Genomic DNA, 15600 nt, shown 5'->3' on the forward strand with positions numbered 1-15600 from the left:
TGTTAGTAAACTGAAGGCTAATTATTTTAAGGTAAAACTGATAGGTATAGTTACGCGGGATAAAAGCGGGATGCCAAATTCTTCTTCGGGCGACCATTTGTGTTTCGACTGCTCAATTACCCGTAGTGCTTCGTTATCAATGTCGAAGTTAACACCTCTTGCTACTTTAATATCGCTGATTGAGCCATCGGGATTGATCTGGAAAGAGACAAAAACCCTTCCCTGGATATTCTGCTGCCTGGCAGAAACCGGATACACGATCTCTTTTTGTAAATATTCCGAAAACTTTTGCATCCCTCCTTTATACGTAAAGGATCGCATTCGCTGGGTGTAACGGTATTCTGTACCTGTAGAGTCAGTTGCTGTGCCAGAAACTAAATGGCCGTTTTCGTACTGCTCCGTAAATTTAATTTTAGGTGAGATGGATGTTGGCATATTGTACGGCAAAATAACCGGGTTGGTGCTGCCCTGCCATTTGCCATTACGCAATCCGCTTGCTATTGGGCCTTCCTCATATAAACGATCGTCATCAAAATCAATATTGGTTCTGTAGCCTTTGTAAAAACCGTTGCCATTATTTACAATGGGTACGCCTGTTGTGTCGAGGAGAGTTATCACCAAAGGGTCGGGCATCAATTCACCGGGTTGTGAGGCTGGGTACTTTTTTAAAGAGTGCAGTTTACCGTTGGGGTAGTATTCGTACACAAAGCCCAACATGCGGCCCTGGCGGTAAAAGGCTTTAAGCTTTGGGTGCCCATCTGGGTAAAAAGCTTCGCACTTACCTTCATAGCTACTAAGGTTGGTACGGTTTTCAACAAAGCCAGCAAATTTTATTTTTTTATTGCTTGCGTAGTAATCTCTTACCCGGTAAAACGGAGAGGTACTATCAGGAAGTAAAACAGCACGTATAAAATCGGCACTGTCTATTGATCGTACTGTATGGAAACCATATTTGTAATAAGTAACGGAAAGTGGTTTCTGGGCAAAGCAAACCACAGAAATTAAAAGCAGGATAGGGGTATAAACAAACTTCATAAATTGCGCTAAGTAAGGCGCAACTAAACTACTTAATTAATTTATTATCCCAATAGCAAAGAACTATTGTAATGTAAATGATATAGGGATGGTGTATTTAAATGCTACTGTTTTGCCGTAAGCAATACCTGGCGCCCATTTGGGCATGCTTTTAATAACTCGCAGCGCTTCATTATCAATGTCGTTATCCACCCTGTTTAAAAATTTTATTTTTGAGATTGTGCCATCTGTATTTATAACAAAGTTTATGACAACGGTACCCTGCATTCCCCTTTCGCGGGATGCGGGCGGATACCTGAGATTGTGCCCTATATATTGCCCTAAAGCATCGATACCCCCGGGGAATTCGGCAGCTACTGATCTTTTTTCGTAAGTATAGTTTATACCGGCAGAGTCTGTTGCCGATCCTTTAATAAGTTTTCCACTGGCATAATCTTCTTCGAAACCAATGTGGCGAAGTATATCTTTACCTTTCCACTTTCCATCGGGTTTGCCACCTTTTAGTGCACCTTCTTCTTCAATGTTTTTGAAATCATCATCGTATCTTACATAATGCCCGTTGCCGTCTTCCGCCATTGATTTTCCGGTCGAATCATATACAGCGGTAATAGATGAATCTTTAATAGCATAGCCGCCATGTTTTGCAAGATCTTTCTTATCTGCAATATATTCTTTAACCATGTATAGCTGGCCGTTAGGGTAAAACTGGTAAACAGTGCCGGTTATTTGGCCATTGAGGTATTGGGCTACCTGCTTTTTATGGCCGTTCGGATAAAAAGACATGCCCTGGTCCTGAAGCATTACCGGGCTGATCCTTGATGATTTTCCAACAAATCGCTGTGTGTTGTTTTTATAATATTCTTCAACATTATAAAGGCTTGAGCCCTTGTCAGGCTCAATCACAAACTGAATAAAATCGGCACTATCGAGCGAACGAACACGCTCGTGCTCATTGTTATAAAAGTAAGTATTGTACTTTTTGGTAGGCTTAGGAGCCTTTTGGCCAAAGCAAAAAGCCGCTGAAAAAACGAATAGAAGGAGGTATAAAAACTTCATAAGTTGCGCTAAGGTTAAGCGCAACTAAACTACTTAATTAATTTATTATCCGTATCAGGGAATACTAAAATGGGTTCAAATTTACGTGCTTCTTCCATCTCCATCGAAGCGTAAGATATGATGATCACAATATCACCAACTTGTGCCAGGCGTGCTGCTGCACCGTTTAAACATACGATACCGCTACCCCGTTCGCCCCTAATTACATAAGTTTCAAAACGTGCACCGTTATTATTATTTACAATCTGCACCTTTTCGTTCGGGATAATATTGGCTGCGTCTATCAGGTCCTCGTCGATGGTAATGCTGCCAACGTAATTCAATTCAGCCTGTGTTACCTTAACGCGGTGGATCTTTGATTTTAAAACCTCAATAATCATTTTACAAAGTTATAATATAGAATTTGGAATTGGGAGAGTGCAAAATCAGCGGATTATCATATTGTCTATCAGCCTGGTTTTGCCTACCTGCGCAGCTGTTAGGGCTACTAAATGCGTATTGGCTTCGGTTGCCGGTAATAAGGTTTCGCCATCGGCAACCTCAAAATATTCGAGCTTTACGCCAGGCTCTGCATTGATCATTTCAATAGCCTCGGCAGTTACTTTTTGCAGATTACTACCGTTAAAGTTTTCGGTAACATGGCGCAATGCTTTTGATAATACAAGCGCGTGAAGCCTGTCATCTGCCGATAAATGGATATTGCGCGAACTCATGGCCAGGCCTTCCGCTTCGCGTGAGATGGGTACCATTACCAGTTTAACCGGCAGGTTAAGCAGCTGTACCATTTTGGTAATTACCAGTACCTGCTGGTAATCTTTCTGGCCAAAAAAGGCAAGGTCGGGTTTTACAATATCAAACAGTTTAAACACCACCTGGGTTACCCCCTGGTAATGCCCCGGGCGAAACTCGCCTTCCAGCAAATGCTCCAGTTGGCCAAGGTCGATATGCCATTGCTCATTAGCGGCATACATTTCATTTACGCTTGGGTTAAACAAAACATCGCAGCCTGCGGCAGTTAATTTGGCTATATCGGCTTCAATTGGGCGGGGGTAATTCTGCAGGTCGCTGGCGTTTGTAAACTGGGTAGGGTTTACAAAAATGCTGCAAACAGAAATGCTGCATTGCTGCCGTGCAAGGGCCAGTAATGACAGGTGGCCTTCGTGCAGTGCACCCATAGTAGGCACTAAACCAATGGTTTCGCCATTTTGGCGGCATTGCTGCAAATATTGCTGCAACTCGTGCCTGGTTGTAAATATTTTCAAACCTTATCTCGTAAAAAAGTTGGCAAAGTTGTGCTTTTAATTAAAAATAACCAAACTTACTTGCATAATCCATTGATAGTTCTTAACATATTGTGTATATTTGCACACTCAAATTTTTTTTGAGCGATATTAAAATTTTAAATTCTGATTAGAATGGGTAAATCTAAGCTTCTGTTTATAACTCATGAAATGTCGCCTTTCCTCGAACTCACTAAAATTTCTGAAATAACAAGGCAGTTGCCACAAGCTATGCAGGATAAAGGATTTGAGATCCGTATCCTGATGCCGCGTTTTGGAAATATCAATGAGCGAAGAAACCGTTTACATGAGGTAATACGTTTGTCGGGAATGAACATTATTATCAATGATAATGATAATCCGCTGATCATTAAGGTGGCTTCTATTCCTTCGGCTCGTATGCAGGTGTACTTTTTGGATAACGAAGAGTATTTTCAGCGTAAGCATGTGTTCAATGATAAAGACGGGAAGTTTTATGCGGACAATGATGAGCGTATGATTTTCTTTTGCAAAGGTGCATTGGAAACTGTTAAAAAATTAGGCTGGTCGCCAGACATCGTTCACTGCCACGGCTGGATGAGTGCATTGGTACCTGCTTACCTTAAAAATACATACAAAGATGATCCAACCTTTAAACATTCTAAAGTAGTTTACTCTATTTATGAGAATGATTTCAAAGAAAAAATGGACGATGATTTTGCACGCAAAGCAGTAATGAGCGATATGACCGAGGCGCACACCGAAGTATACAAGCCAGGTACTAACTCAGCTTTATATGCCGGCGCTATCCAGTATAGTGACGGGATAGTTTTGGCCAGCGAAAACATTGATGCTGATGTGTTAAATAATGTTAAAAACAGCCAAAAATCGGTTTTGGAATTTAATTCTACAGCAGATTTCGAAAATTATTACAACTTTTACGACGAAATTACCAACGAAGAACTGGTGAACGTTGCTTAAAGATTTGAAGATATATATGAAATTTTTCCGATTAGACTTATTAACCCTGTTGATAAGTCTTTTTATTTTAAATAGTTGTAAAAACCAGGATAACCTTGGTTTAAATGTTGATCCGGCGCAGCAAATTAACGGCACCCTGATTGACACCGCAACGTTAACAACCAAAACTATCCCCGAAGATAGCGTGGTTACATCGGGCCTGCCTAAAACACCGCTGGCTTATTTTCAGGACCCGGCTATCGGTACATCCGAAGCTAATATTGCAACCCTGCTAAGTTTGCCTAACAGCGCAGCCTATACTTTACCTTCGGGTACAGTTACCATTGACTCGGCTGTATTGGTACTGCCTTTCAATGATGGCTTTTACGGAGATTCATTGACCTCGAAATACAAGATCAATGTGTACCAGCTTGCCGAGCAGCCAAGTTCTACTTCGGTTTATTATGGCAACAAAAGCTGGCAGGTTAATAAAGGCACCGTTTTGGGTTCGCAAACATTTAACTCACGTACCCACACCCCAATACAGATTACAAATATTGTGGCTGGTGCTAAGGATACCCTTAAAACGGTACCTGCGCAACTGCGTGTAAAAATTAGCCCTAACTTTATTTATAATAACCTTTTTGGTGCTTCTACAGCGGTATTAAATTCAAATAACCTGTTTCAAAACCAGGTAAAGGGTTTGTATTTAACTTTAGATAAAAACCAGCAGGGTAATGGCGGCCGTTTTAATATCAGCCTCGATTCTAGCCGTGTTGATATTTATTACAAGGCAACAACAGGTACAACTATTGATACCGCTATGGTTACATTGCCGCTTGCAAACCGTGCTGCCGAAATTAAACGTACCTACAGCACCGCTGTACAGGCTGCTTTAAACAGCACTGCAACATCGCAGGAAATTGTTTATTACGAAGGTTTGGGCGGTACCAGGACTAAGATCAGTTTCCCTTATCTAAAAAACATAATTAAGGATGCGGGTAGTGATGTTATCATAAACAGGGCAGAGCTGGTTGTAACCGCAGCCGCAGGTACCGATATACCGTACATCCCCAACCCTAAGCTAAGTTTATACCGTTATGATATTGCACTGCAGCGTACAGAGGTACCTGATGCAATGGGTAGTAGTACAACCGCGACTGATCCACGCTTTATTAGTGTGGCTACTTTTGGTGGCAACTATGCAAGCGCCGAAAAAGCATATCACTTCATTATTACCGGTTATATATCAGATTTAATGCGGGGTAAAATTATTGACTATGGTACCTTTATAGGCCCGGTTGATAATGCCAATACACTTAGTGTAGATATTGCAGCAACGGCCCAAACATCCGGCCGAACTATTGCTGTGGGGGCGGTTACTAACAAGGCATCGGCCAATTACCCGTACCGGATGAAGCTCAATATTATTTATACCAAGGCAACAAAATAATATAATCCCCCTCTAAACAGGGGGATTTTTTTTGCCGTCAAATTATTAGCTTAGCAAACATTTTGTTGAACCGCTGTTATACCTTTGTAGCAGTATTTAAATCACTCTATTTATGTGTGGAATTGTAGGATATATTGGGTTTCGTGATGCTTACCCTATTGTAATAAAAGGCTTGCACCGTTTGGAATATCGCGGATATGACAGCGCCGGCGTTGCATTGCTTAATAAAGACGAAGAACTTAAAGTTTATAAAAAAGCCGGTAAGGTTAGCGATCTCGAAAATTTTGTAAAAGATATTGATACTACCAGTACCATTGGTATGGGCCATACCCGCTGGGCAACCCACGGTGCACCAAGCGACCGTAACTCGCACCCACATTCATCAGGCAATCGCAAGCTTACCATTATTCACAATGGTATTATCGAAAACTATAGCAGTATTAAAGAAGCATTACTGGCTAAAGGCCATGTGTTTTTAAGCGATACAGATACCGAGGTTTTAATCCATTTGATCGAAGATATTCAAAGCGAAACTGGTTTAGACCTGCGCGAAGCAGTTCGTGTGGCCCTGAACCGTGTTATTGGCGCTTACGCTATTGTAATCATGAGCGAAGATGCTCCTGACGAACTGATAGCAGCCCGTAAAGGTAGCCCGATGGTAATTGGTGTTGGCAAAGGCGAATATTTTGTTGCTTCTGATGCTACCCCGATTGTTGAGTACACTAAAAACGTAATCTATTTGAACGATAATGAGATCGCCTACATCCGCCGAGATGATCTGCTGATTAAAAATATCGATAACACTGTACAAACACCATATATCCAGAAACTGGAGCTGCAACTGGAAATGCTTGAGAAAGGTGGTTACGATCACTTTATGCTGAAGGAGATTTACGAGCAGCCACGCTCGGTACGCGATTGTTTACGCGGCCGTATTTACCCGCAGCAGGGTAAAGTACAATTGGGTGGTGTAAAAGAGTATGTAGAGAAACTGAAAAATGTTGACCGCATTATCATTGTGGCCTGCGGTACTTCATGGCACGCCGGTTTGGTTGGCGAATACCTGATCGAAGAATATGCACGCGTACCGGTTGAAGTTGAATATGCTTCTGAGTTCCGTTACCGTAACCCGATCATTACTGAGAAAGACCTGGTAATTGCCATTTCGCAATCTGGCGAAACTGCTGATACCATGGCTGCTATTGAGCTGGCTAAAGAAAAAGGCGCTACCATATTTGGTATCTGTAACGTAGTGGGTGCATCTATCCCGCGTTTAAGCCATGCAGGTGTTTATACACACGCGGGGCCGGAAATTGGCGTAGCATCAACCAAAGCATTTACTGCACAGGTTACCGCCCTTACTTTAATGGCATTTTACATTGCCCAGCAGCGTGGTACCATTACAGAAAGCAAACTGATTGAATACCTGACCGAGCTTAACGAGATCCCTACGCTGATAGAGAAAACCTTAAAAACTAACGATCACGTACAGATCATTGCCGATAAGTTTAAAGACTCCACCAACTGTTTGTTCCTTGGCCGTGGCAGTTCATTCCCGGTTGCTTTAGAAGGAGCCTTAAAGCTGAAAGAGATCTCTTACATCCACGCCGAAGGTTACCCTGCGGCAGAGATGAAACACGGCCCTATCGCCTTAATTGATGAGGATATGCCGGTTGTATTTATCGCCACCAAAAACTCATCATACGAGAAGGTGATCAGTAACATCCAGGAAGTACGCGCACGTGGCGGGCACGTTATAGCCATTGTATCAGAAGGTGATACCGTGGTACGTGACATGGCCGATTATGTGATCGAAATCCCGCAAACCTCAGAGGCATTTGTGCCTTTACTGGCTACTATTCCATTGCAATTGCTATCATACCACATTGCGGTTATGCGTGGTTGTAATGTTGATCAGCCACGTAACCTGGCTAAATCTGTGACAGTAGAATAACCTTTCGGGGTTATAGATAAAATCAATAGTTTGTATCTTTGAAAAAAGATACAAACTATATGACTATTGTTCAGCTCGAATATATTGTTGCCGTTGATACTTATCGCAGCTTTGTAGCTGCTGCCGAAAAGTGCTTTGTTACCCAGCCTACCTTAAGTATGCAGGTGCAGAAACTGGAAGATACTTTAGGCGTAAAACTCTTCGACCGGGCTAAGCAACCTGTAGTGCCAACCGAAATAGGCAGCGATATTATTGCCCAGGCACGTATCTTATTATCAGAACATCAAAAAATTAAGGAGATTATCAGCGACCGCCAAAAAGACCTGGCCGGCGAATTGAGAATTGGCATCATTCCAACCGTTGCCCCTTATATCCTGCCTAAGATAATCACCCAGTTTATTAATAAATACCCCCAGGTAAAGTTGGTGGTTTGGGAGCAAACCACCGATCAGATTGTACAACAAGTAAAACTGGGGATGATAGACTGCGGTATCCTTTCTACCCCGCTACATGAATCGCACCTCACAGAAACCCCGCTGTTTTACGAAAACTTTGTAGCCTACGTAGCCAAAAATAGTATCCTGGCCAAAAAGAAAAATATCAATCCCGATGATATTAACATGGAAGAGCTATGGATATTAAACGAAGGCCACTGCATGCGCGATCAGGTGCTTAACATCTGCCAGCGCCGTAAAAGCAGCAAAGGCTTCCAGCATTTCGAATACAATACCGGCAGTATAGAAACGCTGAAACGCATGGTGGATCAAAACAACGGTACCACCATATTACCAGAGCTAGCTTTAGTTGATCTCACTGATAAACAACTCGATAAAGTGCGTTACTTTAAATCGCCCGAACCTGCCCGCGAGATCAGTATCGTCACCCAGAAAAACTTCGTTAAGCGCCGCCTGATAGAAGCGTTGAAATCTGAGATCCTTGAATTTGTGCCTAAGCGTATGAAGACAAAGAAGAAAAAGGAACTCATCGAGATCTAACTCTATAGAAAACATTCTGTATTCTTTTTGAATTTTTGGCAATATGTAACTATTTGTGGGTGCGTATTGTTTAGATTTAGTCTAAATAGTTTGGATAATTAAACTGTATATTCTACATTTGCGCCATTCTTTATAATTAGTCTAAATAATATTATGGTTCAACTATCCACAAAATCCTATCATTTCTTAATATATCTCTTAGCCATAGTGCTTTGCTTTGCCACTGGTTTTAGCTACGCACAAACAGCTAAAGGCACTGTAAAAGGTAAAGTATTTAACGCCGAAGGCAAACCTGCCGATAACGTAACTGTAACTCTAAAATCAACCAACTCGGCCACTGTTACAGGCGAAGACGGTATCTTCTCGTTAAAAGCAGCAGCGGGTACATATAAATTAGTGATATCTCACGTGGGTATGCTAACCAAAGAAATTGATGTAAACGTTACTGCCGGTAAAACAACAGTGGTTAACGATCTCACTATTGACTTAAATAGCAGCGGTTTGCAGGAAGTAACCGTAAATGGCAGTAAGGTGAACCGCTTTAAAAGAAAGCTAAGTACCGATGTGGCCAAGATGCCTTTGAATAATCTTGAAAATGCACAATCCTATACTTCTATCAGTCGCGAGCTGTTAACCGAGCAAAACATCTTCACTGCCGATGATGCGGTTAAAAACGTATCTGGTCTGCAAAAAATGTGGGATGCAACTGGTCGTGGTGGCGATGGTGGTGCATACTATACCTTACGCGGTTTTGTGGTACAAACCCAATTGCGTAACGGTGTTGCCGGTAACGTAACCAACGCTATTGATGCTATTAACCTCGATCGTATTGAGGTAATTAAAGGCCCGTCTGCTACCTTATTTGGTAGTTCATTAACATCTTACGGTGGTTTAATTAACCGTGTTACCAAACAGCCTTTTGAAGGTACTGCCGGCGAGGTTACTTATACAGGTGGCAGCTATGGCTTAAACCGTGTAAGCGCTGATGTAAATACACCATTAGATCCGCAAAAGAAAGTGTTGTTCCGTTTAAATACGGCTTACACAGATCAAAATAGTTTTCAGGATAATGGCTTCAGCAAAAATGTAGCTATTGCACCAAGCTTGTTATACAAAGTAAACGACAGATTAACCATTGAAGCAGAAGCCGAATTGTTTTATGGCCGTAATGCTTTAAACACCATCTACTTCTTCCCATACCAAAACACAATTGCACAATTAGGTGCTAGCCGTGCCGATGAATTAGGTATCGATTACAAACGTTCTTACTTCGATAAAAGCTTAACACAACGTACCAGAAGCGCAAACTATCTGGGCCAGGTAAACTACAAAATCTCTAAAGAATGGACTTCACAAACCAATTTTAGCTCTGTAAACAGCTTCTCTAATGGTTATGGCCCATATTTCTATTTGTTGCCAAATAAGCAGATCTCACGCGAAGATCAATCTACCCAAAACAGCAAAGCAACTACAACTGAGATTCAGCAAAATTTCAATGGCGACTTCAAGATCGGTAAAATGAGAAACCGCATCGTAGTCGGTTTAGATTATCTGAACGTTAACTCAAACCAGCTTTTCTTAAGTACTGCTTATGATATTGCTCCATTACAAAGCAGTACCTTCAACTATAATACCTTTAATACAGCTACGCTGGGTGCGGTTTATGCAGGTGGTGGTGCAAGTAAATATCCTTACATGTATAGCTCGAGCACATATAGTTCTTATGTATCTGATGTGTTAAACATCACTGATCGTTTAATTGCTTCTGCTGCTTTACGTATAGACAGATTTGATTTTGATGGTAATAAAGATGCCACAACCGGTGCTAAAACCGGCGCGTATAAGCAAACAGCATACTCTCCAAAATTTGGTTTAATTTACCAGGTTGTTAAAGATCATGTATCATTATTTAGCAACTACCAAAACGGCTTCACTAACAAACCAGGCGTTGATTTTAACAGCAATCCATTTAAACCAGAGCATGCCAACCAAATTGAGGGTGGTGTTAAACTGGATGTGTTTGATGGTAAGTTAAGCAGTACGTTAAGCTACTACGATATTAAGGTAGATAACATTTTACGTACCGACCTTGCACATCCAAACTTCCAAATCCAAAGTGGTACACAAGTAAGTAAAGGTTTCGAGGCCGAAGTTATTGCCAACCCGGTAACCGGCGTAAACGTGGTGGCAGGTTTTGCTTACAATGATTCGAAATACAAAAACGTTAGCGACGATGTTGATGGCCTGCGCCCGGGTACTGCAGGTTCGCCATATACGGCTAACTTATGGGTAAGCTACCGTTTCCAGGCAGCTAAGATCAAAGGCTTAGGTGTAGGTTTTGGTGGTAACTACGCAAGCGATAACAAAGTAGTTAACAGCGTGAGCCAGGGTGTATTTATCTTACCTCAATACACTATCCTTAACTCAACTGTATTTTACGATAAAGGTGTTTACCGCATTGGTTTATCATGCAATAACTTAACCAATAAAGAATACTATACAGGTTATTCATCTGTTAACCCACAAATGTTAAGACAATATTTAGCGAGCTTTGCATTTCGCTTTTAAATAATGACTGTATTTAAAAAGACCATACTCTTTTTGCATCGCTGGCTCGGTTTCATCACCGGGCTGGTGGTGTTTATAGTGAGTGTTACCGGCTGTATTTATTGCTTTCAGGACGAGATACAGGATGCTTTATACAGCTATCGACATGTAGAGGCAAGCGCGAAACCATACCTTACACCTTCGGTTTTAAAGCAAAAGGCACTTAGTAAATATCCCGGCGCAACTGCCAATTATATTTACTACTATGGCAAAACGCGCCCCGCGGCTGTATTGGTAAATAGTAAAAAAGATGGCTTTCTGGCTGCTTATTATAACCCTTATACCGGCGAATATTTACACTCAGAGATCTACGCCAAAAACTTCTTTGTAATTGTCGAGTACATTCACCTTTACCTGTTACTGCCACCCAAGATAGGTGGAATGATAGTAGGGATTTCGGTATTGATATTTGTGGCAATCATGATTACCGGGATTATCCTCTGGTGGCCTAAACGCAAATCTGACCGCAAACGTAGCTTCACCATAAAATGGGGTGCCAAATGGCGACGTGTCAATTACGACCTGCACAATGTATTAGGTTTTTATTCTACCGCGATTGCCATTATCCTCGCCATAACTGGCGTATCCATGACTTTTGATTGGGTACGTGAAGGGATTTACCGCGCAGGTAACCTGGGTAAAGGCTATGCGATAGAGAAAACTTTCCCTAAGTCAGATTCGCTCAACAAAGCAAAGGCTGTAAATTATCCGGTGATTGACCATGCGCTTTTATATGCTCAGGAACATTCGGCCACGGCACAAATGTTTTTGGTGAATGATGATCAATCCGCTGCAGGTACGGTTGGTATAACAGCTTACCCACAATCGATGCATTTCGATCATACCGATAACTACTACTTCGAGCGTTATACCGGCAAGCTCTTACTGGTAACTCCCAATGCGAAGAAGAGCATAGGCATGAAATTGAATGATATGAACTACGATGTTCACGTAGGGCAGATACTGGGCCTCACCGGTAAGATCATCGCTTTTCTGGCCAGCCTGATTTGTGCCACCTTACCTATCACCGGTTTTATTATCTGGCTGGGTAAGCGTAAAAAGCCTAAAACTAAAAAGGTAAGGCATGCTATCGATAGGCGGACGAAGCACCACCTGGCATAACAGCTAATTCTCTGCTGATTGTATTATTTTCAATAGCTTTTATGATCTAATGCCTTTGTGAGTATCTTCGGAACTTCGCAGAGGCATTTTTATGGAAAATAAGATCTTCAAAATAGCTGTAGTAGGTCCCGAATCAACAGGTAAATCAACCATGTCTAAATACCTGGCCGATTACTTTAATACCGTTTGGGTGCCCGAGTTTGCCCGCGGCTATTGCGAAAACCTGACCGGCGATTATACCTGGCAGGATGAGATCAATATGTTTTACGGCCAGCTGCAACTGGAGAAAGAACTGGAACCTCAAGCCAACAAACTTCTTATTTGCGATACCACATTTATCACCGTCAAGATCTGGAGCGATCAGCTCTTTGGTAAATCGCCACAGGAAGTGCTGGACGAACTGCCCAAACACCCCTACGATTTATACTTACTTTTAAACATCGACCTGGCTTGGGAAGATGATCCATTGCGCGATTTCCCCAACATGCGCGAACATTTTATGGATGTTTGGCACAAAGAGCTACAAGCCTTAAATGCCCGCTACGTCGTTATTTCGGGCACAGGAGCCGATCGTTACGCTAATGCAGTTAGCGCCGTTGGAGATTTTCTCAATTCTTTTCGTTAATTTTTAGCTTTCGTGCAACGTTGGTAAAAACGTTGCGTCTCTTATACTCGAAAGCTAATCACATTGGAAGCCGTTTACATAGACAAACATTACAGCCTGGTGGCTGAGTGTAAGCAGGGAAGTAAAAAAGCCTGCTACGAGCTTTACCGTTTATACTCGAAAGCTATGCTTAATGTGGCCTACCGGATAGTGGGCAATATTGAGGAGGCTGAAGATGTATTGCAGGAATCGTTCGTAGATGCTTTTAACAAACTGAAAGATTTCAGGCAGGAAACAACCTTCGGCCTGTGGATGAAACAAATTGTTGTTCACCGCTCTATCAACCTGCTTCGAAAGCGCAAGCTTGAACTGGTGGAAATGGAGAGCGAACAACTGGAAAACATAGCCGATGACCCGGGGTTTGACGATGAAGAAATACAATACCAGGTAGAAGAGGTGAAGCGCGCCATACAGCTGCTGCCCGAAGGTTACCGGGTGGTATTATCGCTCTACCTGCTGGAAGGTTACGACCATGAAGAGATTGGACAGATATTAAAAATTAACGAAAATACATCAAGGACCCAGTTTTTAAGAGCAAAACGAAAACTGACCGAAATATTAAAACAGAGAGGAAAAGTAGCATGAGCAAGCGATTAGAAGATTTCATTCATGATAACCGGGATGGTTTTGATGAACTGGAGCCAAGAGCAGCTTTATGGGACAATATTGAAAGCAGACTAACTTTTACGGAGGAAGAGGCGCCAAAAAAGCGGGAAGCCAAAACCTTCTCACTTGGCTTCGTATTACGAGTGGCCGCCATGATCATTATGGTAATGGGCGTAGGTTTCGTATTCTACCTGAGAAGCGCAAGAACAACAGGAGGCGTTAACCTGGCAGCCATTAACCCCGAGTATGCCAAACAGCAGGTTAAATATGCATCGCTGGTAAAAGCAAAAAGATCAGAATTGAACCTGATTGCAAAATCAGACCCTCAGTTATATAAAGAGTTTAGCGGCGAGATCGCTAAAATGGATTCTACCTATAAAAAGCTAACAAGTGAGTTAAAAACCAGCCCTAACCAGGAGCGTGTGTTACGAGCAATGATCCGGAACTTGCAGATACAGACCGAGGTTTTAAACCAGCAGTTACAAGTTATTGAACAATACAATCAAGTTAAAAGTCAAGATGAAAGCAAAAATATTTAATACGGCCCTTATAACAGCAATGTGCTTATTTGGAGGAGGCATGGCCTTCGCACAGGGCTCGGCCGTTGCTAAACCTGCCACACCGGCTACCCCGGCAGACCCTTATACCAACAGTGCCGATGCTAATCAAAGCAAAGATTACACTGATAAAATGCATAAGCTGCAGGACCAGATGCGCGACCTGCAAAAGCAAATGAACAGCATCCGCGTTGAAGAATTCAAAAAGACCGAACTGGCCATGCGCGAGGCCAGTAAGAAGTTAAAGAAAAGCTCGAAAAGTTTAAGCTATACATATGAAGATAATGTATCGGGCCTAAACAAAAGCCTGGGCGTACTGTCGAACAGCGGTTCAAATAGCGTAACCATTGTAAATGGCAACGACGATTATATCGCCAAAAAGATCCAAAGCGGCGATGCTGCGGAGAAGATTAAGAACTACAGCAAGACCTACAGTGTTGATGGCAACGATAAACTACAGATCGAGAATAAATTTGGCCGTGTTACAGTTAATACCTGGACCCGCAACGAAATAAAGGTTGATATACAAATGAAAGCCGCTGCGGATGACGATGATGCTGCACAAAAACTACTCGATGGCGTAAGCATCAGCGACAGCAAAGATGGCGACGGTGTGCACTTTAAAACCCGTATCGGTAATGACGACCGTGGTAACTGGGGCTCATGGTTTGGTTCGGGCAAAAGCCACGTGCGCAAAATAGAAGTAAACTATACGGTGTACATGCCGGCTAAAAACCCGCTTACCATTACCAACAATTATGGCGGTACAGTATTGGCTGATGTTTTAAGCGGTAAGGTAATTATCAACAGTGCTTATGGGAGCTTAACTGCCAAAGCATTAAACAACCCTGATAATGAGATCAAAGTACAATACGGTTCTGCCAAAATAGAAAGCCTGTCAGGCAGTGAAGTAAAGGTGTCTTATGGCAGCCTGTTAATTGGCGAAAGCGATAAGTTGAATGCTGATGTAAGCTACAGCTCTGCTAAAATCACTAAACTAACTTCGTCTGGTAATATCAATGCACGTTTCAGCGGCACGGTTGAAGTGGGCGACGTAGGCAAAAACGTAACCAACCTCACCATCAACTCATCATACTCTGGTGTAAAACTGGGCCTGAGCAACGATCAGAACACCGACTTTAACGTATCGGTAAGCTACGGCGGCTTTAGCTACGGCTCTGTACCGGTAAGCATTACCAGCAAAACGCCCGAAGATGGCGAGCGGGGCTTTAACCCTACTAAAACCTATAAAGGCAAAGTAGGTAAAGGCAATGCAGATAAAGTGATCTCCATCAAATCAACCTTCGGTAGCGTCAAATTCGATTAATATTC

General features: G+C 42.3%; 14 protein-coding genes. 10 read left to right on the plus strand and 4 right to left on the minus strand.

Annotation, left to right across the window (positions count from 1 at the left end):
- Positions 1 to 21 precede the first annotated feature (21 nt).
- The 4 genes from PQO05_RS01585 to panC form a co-directional block, all read right to left on the minus strand.
- A complete protein-coding gene (locus PQO05_RS01585) occupies positions 22 to 1035 on the minus strand; it encodes an energy transducer TonB (RefSeq protein ID WP_273630885.1) in 1014 nt (337 codons plus the stop codon).
- A 63-nt stretch (positions 1036 to 1098) separates the two neighbouring features.
- Positions 1099 to 2091: an energy transducer TonB gene (locus PQO05_RS01590; RefSeq protein ID WP_273630886.1), complete on the minus strand. Its 993-nt coding sequence runs from the start codon at positions 2089 to 2091 to the stop codon at positions 1099 to 1101.
- A 29-nt stretch (positions 2092 to 2120) separates the two neighbouring features.
- Positions 2121 to 2471, minus strand: coding sequence for an aspartate 1-decarboxylase (gene panD, locus PQO05_RS01595; RefSeq protein ID WP_273630887.1), 351 nt, complete (start codon positions 2469 to 2471; stop codon positions 2121 to 2123).
- Positions 2472 to 2516: 45 nt separating this feature from the next.
- Complete coding sequence (gene panC, locus PQO05_RS01600; protein WP_273630888.1) at positions 2517 to 3353, minus strand: pantoate--beta-alanine ligase; 837 nt, start codon at positions 3351 to 3353, stop codon at positions 2517 to 2519.
- A gap of 153 nt (positions 3354 to 3506) precedes the next feature.
- Here panC and PQO05_RS01605 point away from each other — a divergent pair, with 153 nt between their 5' ends.
- The 10 genes from PQO05_RS01605 to PQO05_RS01650 all read left to right on the plus strand — a co-directional run bounded on the left by PQO05_RS01605 (position 3507) and on the right by PQO05_RS01650 (position 15595).
- Positions 3507 to 4331, plus strand: coding sequence for a glycogen/starch synthase (locus PQO05_RS01605; protein WP_273630890.1), 825 nt, complete (start codon positions 3507 to 3509; stop codon positions 4329 to 4331).
- Between the two features lie 16 nt (positions 4332 to 4347).
- Positions 4348 to 5763: a DUF4270 family protein gene (locus PQO05_RS01610; RefSeq protein ID WP_273630891.1), complete on the plus strand. Its 1416-nt coding sequence runs from the start codon at positions 4348 to 4350 to the stop codon at positions 5761 to 5763.
- A gap of 112 nt (positions 5764 to 5875) precedes the next feature.
- Positions 5876 to 7717 carry a glutamine--fructose-6-phosphate transaminase (isomerizing) gene (gene glmS / locus PQO05_RS01615; RefSeq protein ID WP_273630892.1) on the plus strand — a complete coding sequence of 614 codons (1842 nt, stop codon included), beginning with the start codon at positions 5876 to 5878 and terminating at the stop codon, positions 7715 to 7717.
- A gap of 59 nt (positions 7718 to 7776) precedes the next feature.
- Positions 7777 to 8712: a hydrogen peroxide-inducible genes activator gene (locus PQO05_RS01620; protein ID WP_273633565.1), complete on the plus strand. Its 936-nt coding sequence runs from the start codon at positions 7777 to 7779 to the stop codon at positions 8710 to 8712.
- Between the two features lie 153 nt (positions 8713 to 8865).
- The gene (locus tag PQO05_RS01625; protein ID WP_273630893.1) at positions 8866 to 11280 is read left to right on the plus strand and encodes a TonB-dependent receptor; all 2415 of its coding nucleotides are present in this window, start codon (positions 8866 to 8868) and stop codon (positions 11278 to 11280) included.
- Between the two features lie 3 nt (positions 11281 to 11283).
- Entirely contained in the window at positions 11284 to 12441 is a 1158-nt protein-coding gene (locus PQO05_RS01630) for a PepSY-associated TM helix domain-containing protein (RefSeq protein ID WP_273630894.1), read from the plus strand.
- A 91-nt stretch (positions 12442 to 12532) separates the two neighbouring features.
- Positions 12533 to 13066 carry an ATP-binding protein gene (locus tag PQO05_RS01635; protein ID WP_273630895.1) on the plus strand — a complete coding sequence of 178 codons (534 nt, stop codon included), beginning with the start codon at positions 12533 to 12535 and terminating at the stop codon, positions 13064 to 13066.
- 63 nt (positions 13067 to 13129) lie between these two features.
- Positions 13130 to 13690 (plus strand): RNA polymerase sigma factor, encoded by a 561-nt coding sequence (locus tag PQO05_RS01640; protein WP_273630896.1) that lies wholly within the window; start codon positions 13130 to 13132, stop codon positions 13688 to 13690.
- Positions 13687 to 14250, plus strand: coding sequence for a hypothetical protein (locus PQO05_RS01645; protein ID WP_273630897.1), 564 nt, complete (start codon positions 13687 to 13689; stop codon positions 14248 to 14250). The genes PQO05_RS01640 and PQO05_RS01645 overlap by 4 nt, the downstream gene beginning before the upstream one ends.
- A complete protein-coding gene (locus PQO05_RS01650; RefSeq protein ID WP_273630898.1) occupies positions 14231 to 15595 on the plus strand; it encodes a hypothetical protein in 1365 nt (454 codons plus the stop codon). The genes PQO05_RS01645 and PQO05_RS01650 overlap by 20 nt, the downstream gene beginning before the upstream one ends.
- The last annotated feature ends 5 nt before the right edge of the window (positions 15596 to 15600 follow it).

Origin of the sequence: Mucilaginibacter jinjuensis (assembly GCF_028596025.1) — a bacterium.
Taxonomy (GTDB): Bacteria; Bacteroidota; Bacteroidia; order Sphingobacteriales; family Sphingobacteriaceae; genus Mucilaginibacter; species Mucilaginibacter jinjuensis.

Coding starts and splice junctions, on each gene's coding strand:
- PQO05_RS01585 (WP_273630885.1), bottom strand. CDS start 1,035: ATGAAGTTTGTTTATACCCCTATCCTGCTTTTAATTTCTGTGGTTTGC.
- PQO05_RS01590 (WP_273630886.1), bottom strand. CDS start 2,091: ATGAAGTTTTTATACCTCCTTCTATTCGTTTTTTCAGCGGCTTTTTGC.
- panD (WP_273630887.1), bottom strand. CDS start 2,471: ATGATTATTGAGGTTTTAAAATCAAAGATCCACCGCGTTAAGGTAACA.
- PQO05_RS01605 (WP_273630890.1), top strand. CDS start 3,507: ATGGGTAAATCTAAGCTTCTGTTTATAACTCATGAAATGTCGCCTTTC.
- PQO05_RS01610 (WP_273630891.1), top strand. CDS start 4,348: ATGAAATTTTTCCGATTAGACTTATTAACCCTGTTGATAAGTCTTTTT.
- glmS (WP_273630892.1), top strand. CDS start 5,876: ATGTGTGGAATTGTAGGATATATTGGGTTTCGTGATGCTTACCCTATT.
- PQO05_RS01620 (WP_273633565.1), top strand. CDS start 7,777: ATGACTATTGTTCAGCTCGAATATATTGTTGCCGTTGATACTTATCGC.
- PQO05_RS01625 (WP_273630893.1), top strand. CDS start 8,866: ATGGTTCAACTATCCACAAAATCCTATCATTTCTTAATATATCTCTTA.
- PQO05_RS01630 (WP_273630894.1), top strand. CDS start 11,284: ATGACTGTATTTAAAAAGACCATACTCTTTTTGCATCGCTGGCTCGGT.
- PQO05_RS01635 (WP_273630895.1), top strand. CDS start 12,533: ATGGAAAATAAGATCTTCAAAATAGCTGTAGTAGGTCCCGAATCAACA.
- PQO05_RS01645 (WP_273630897.1), top strand. CDS start 13,687: ATGAGCAAGCGATTAGAAGATTTCATTCATGATAACCGGGATGGTTTT.
- PQO05_RS01650 (WP_273630898.1), top strand. CDS start 14,231: ATGAAAGCAAAAATATTTAATACGGCCCTTATAACAGCAATGTGCTTA.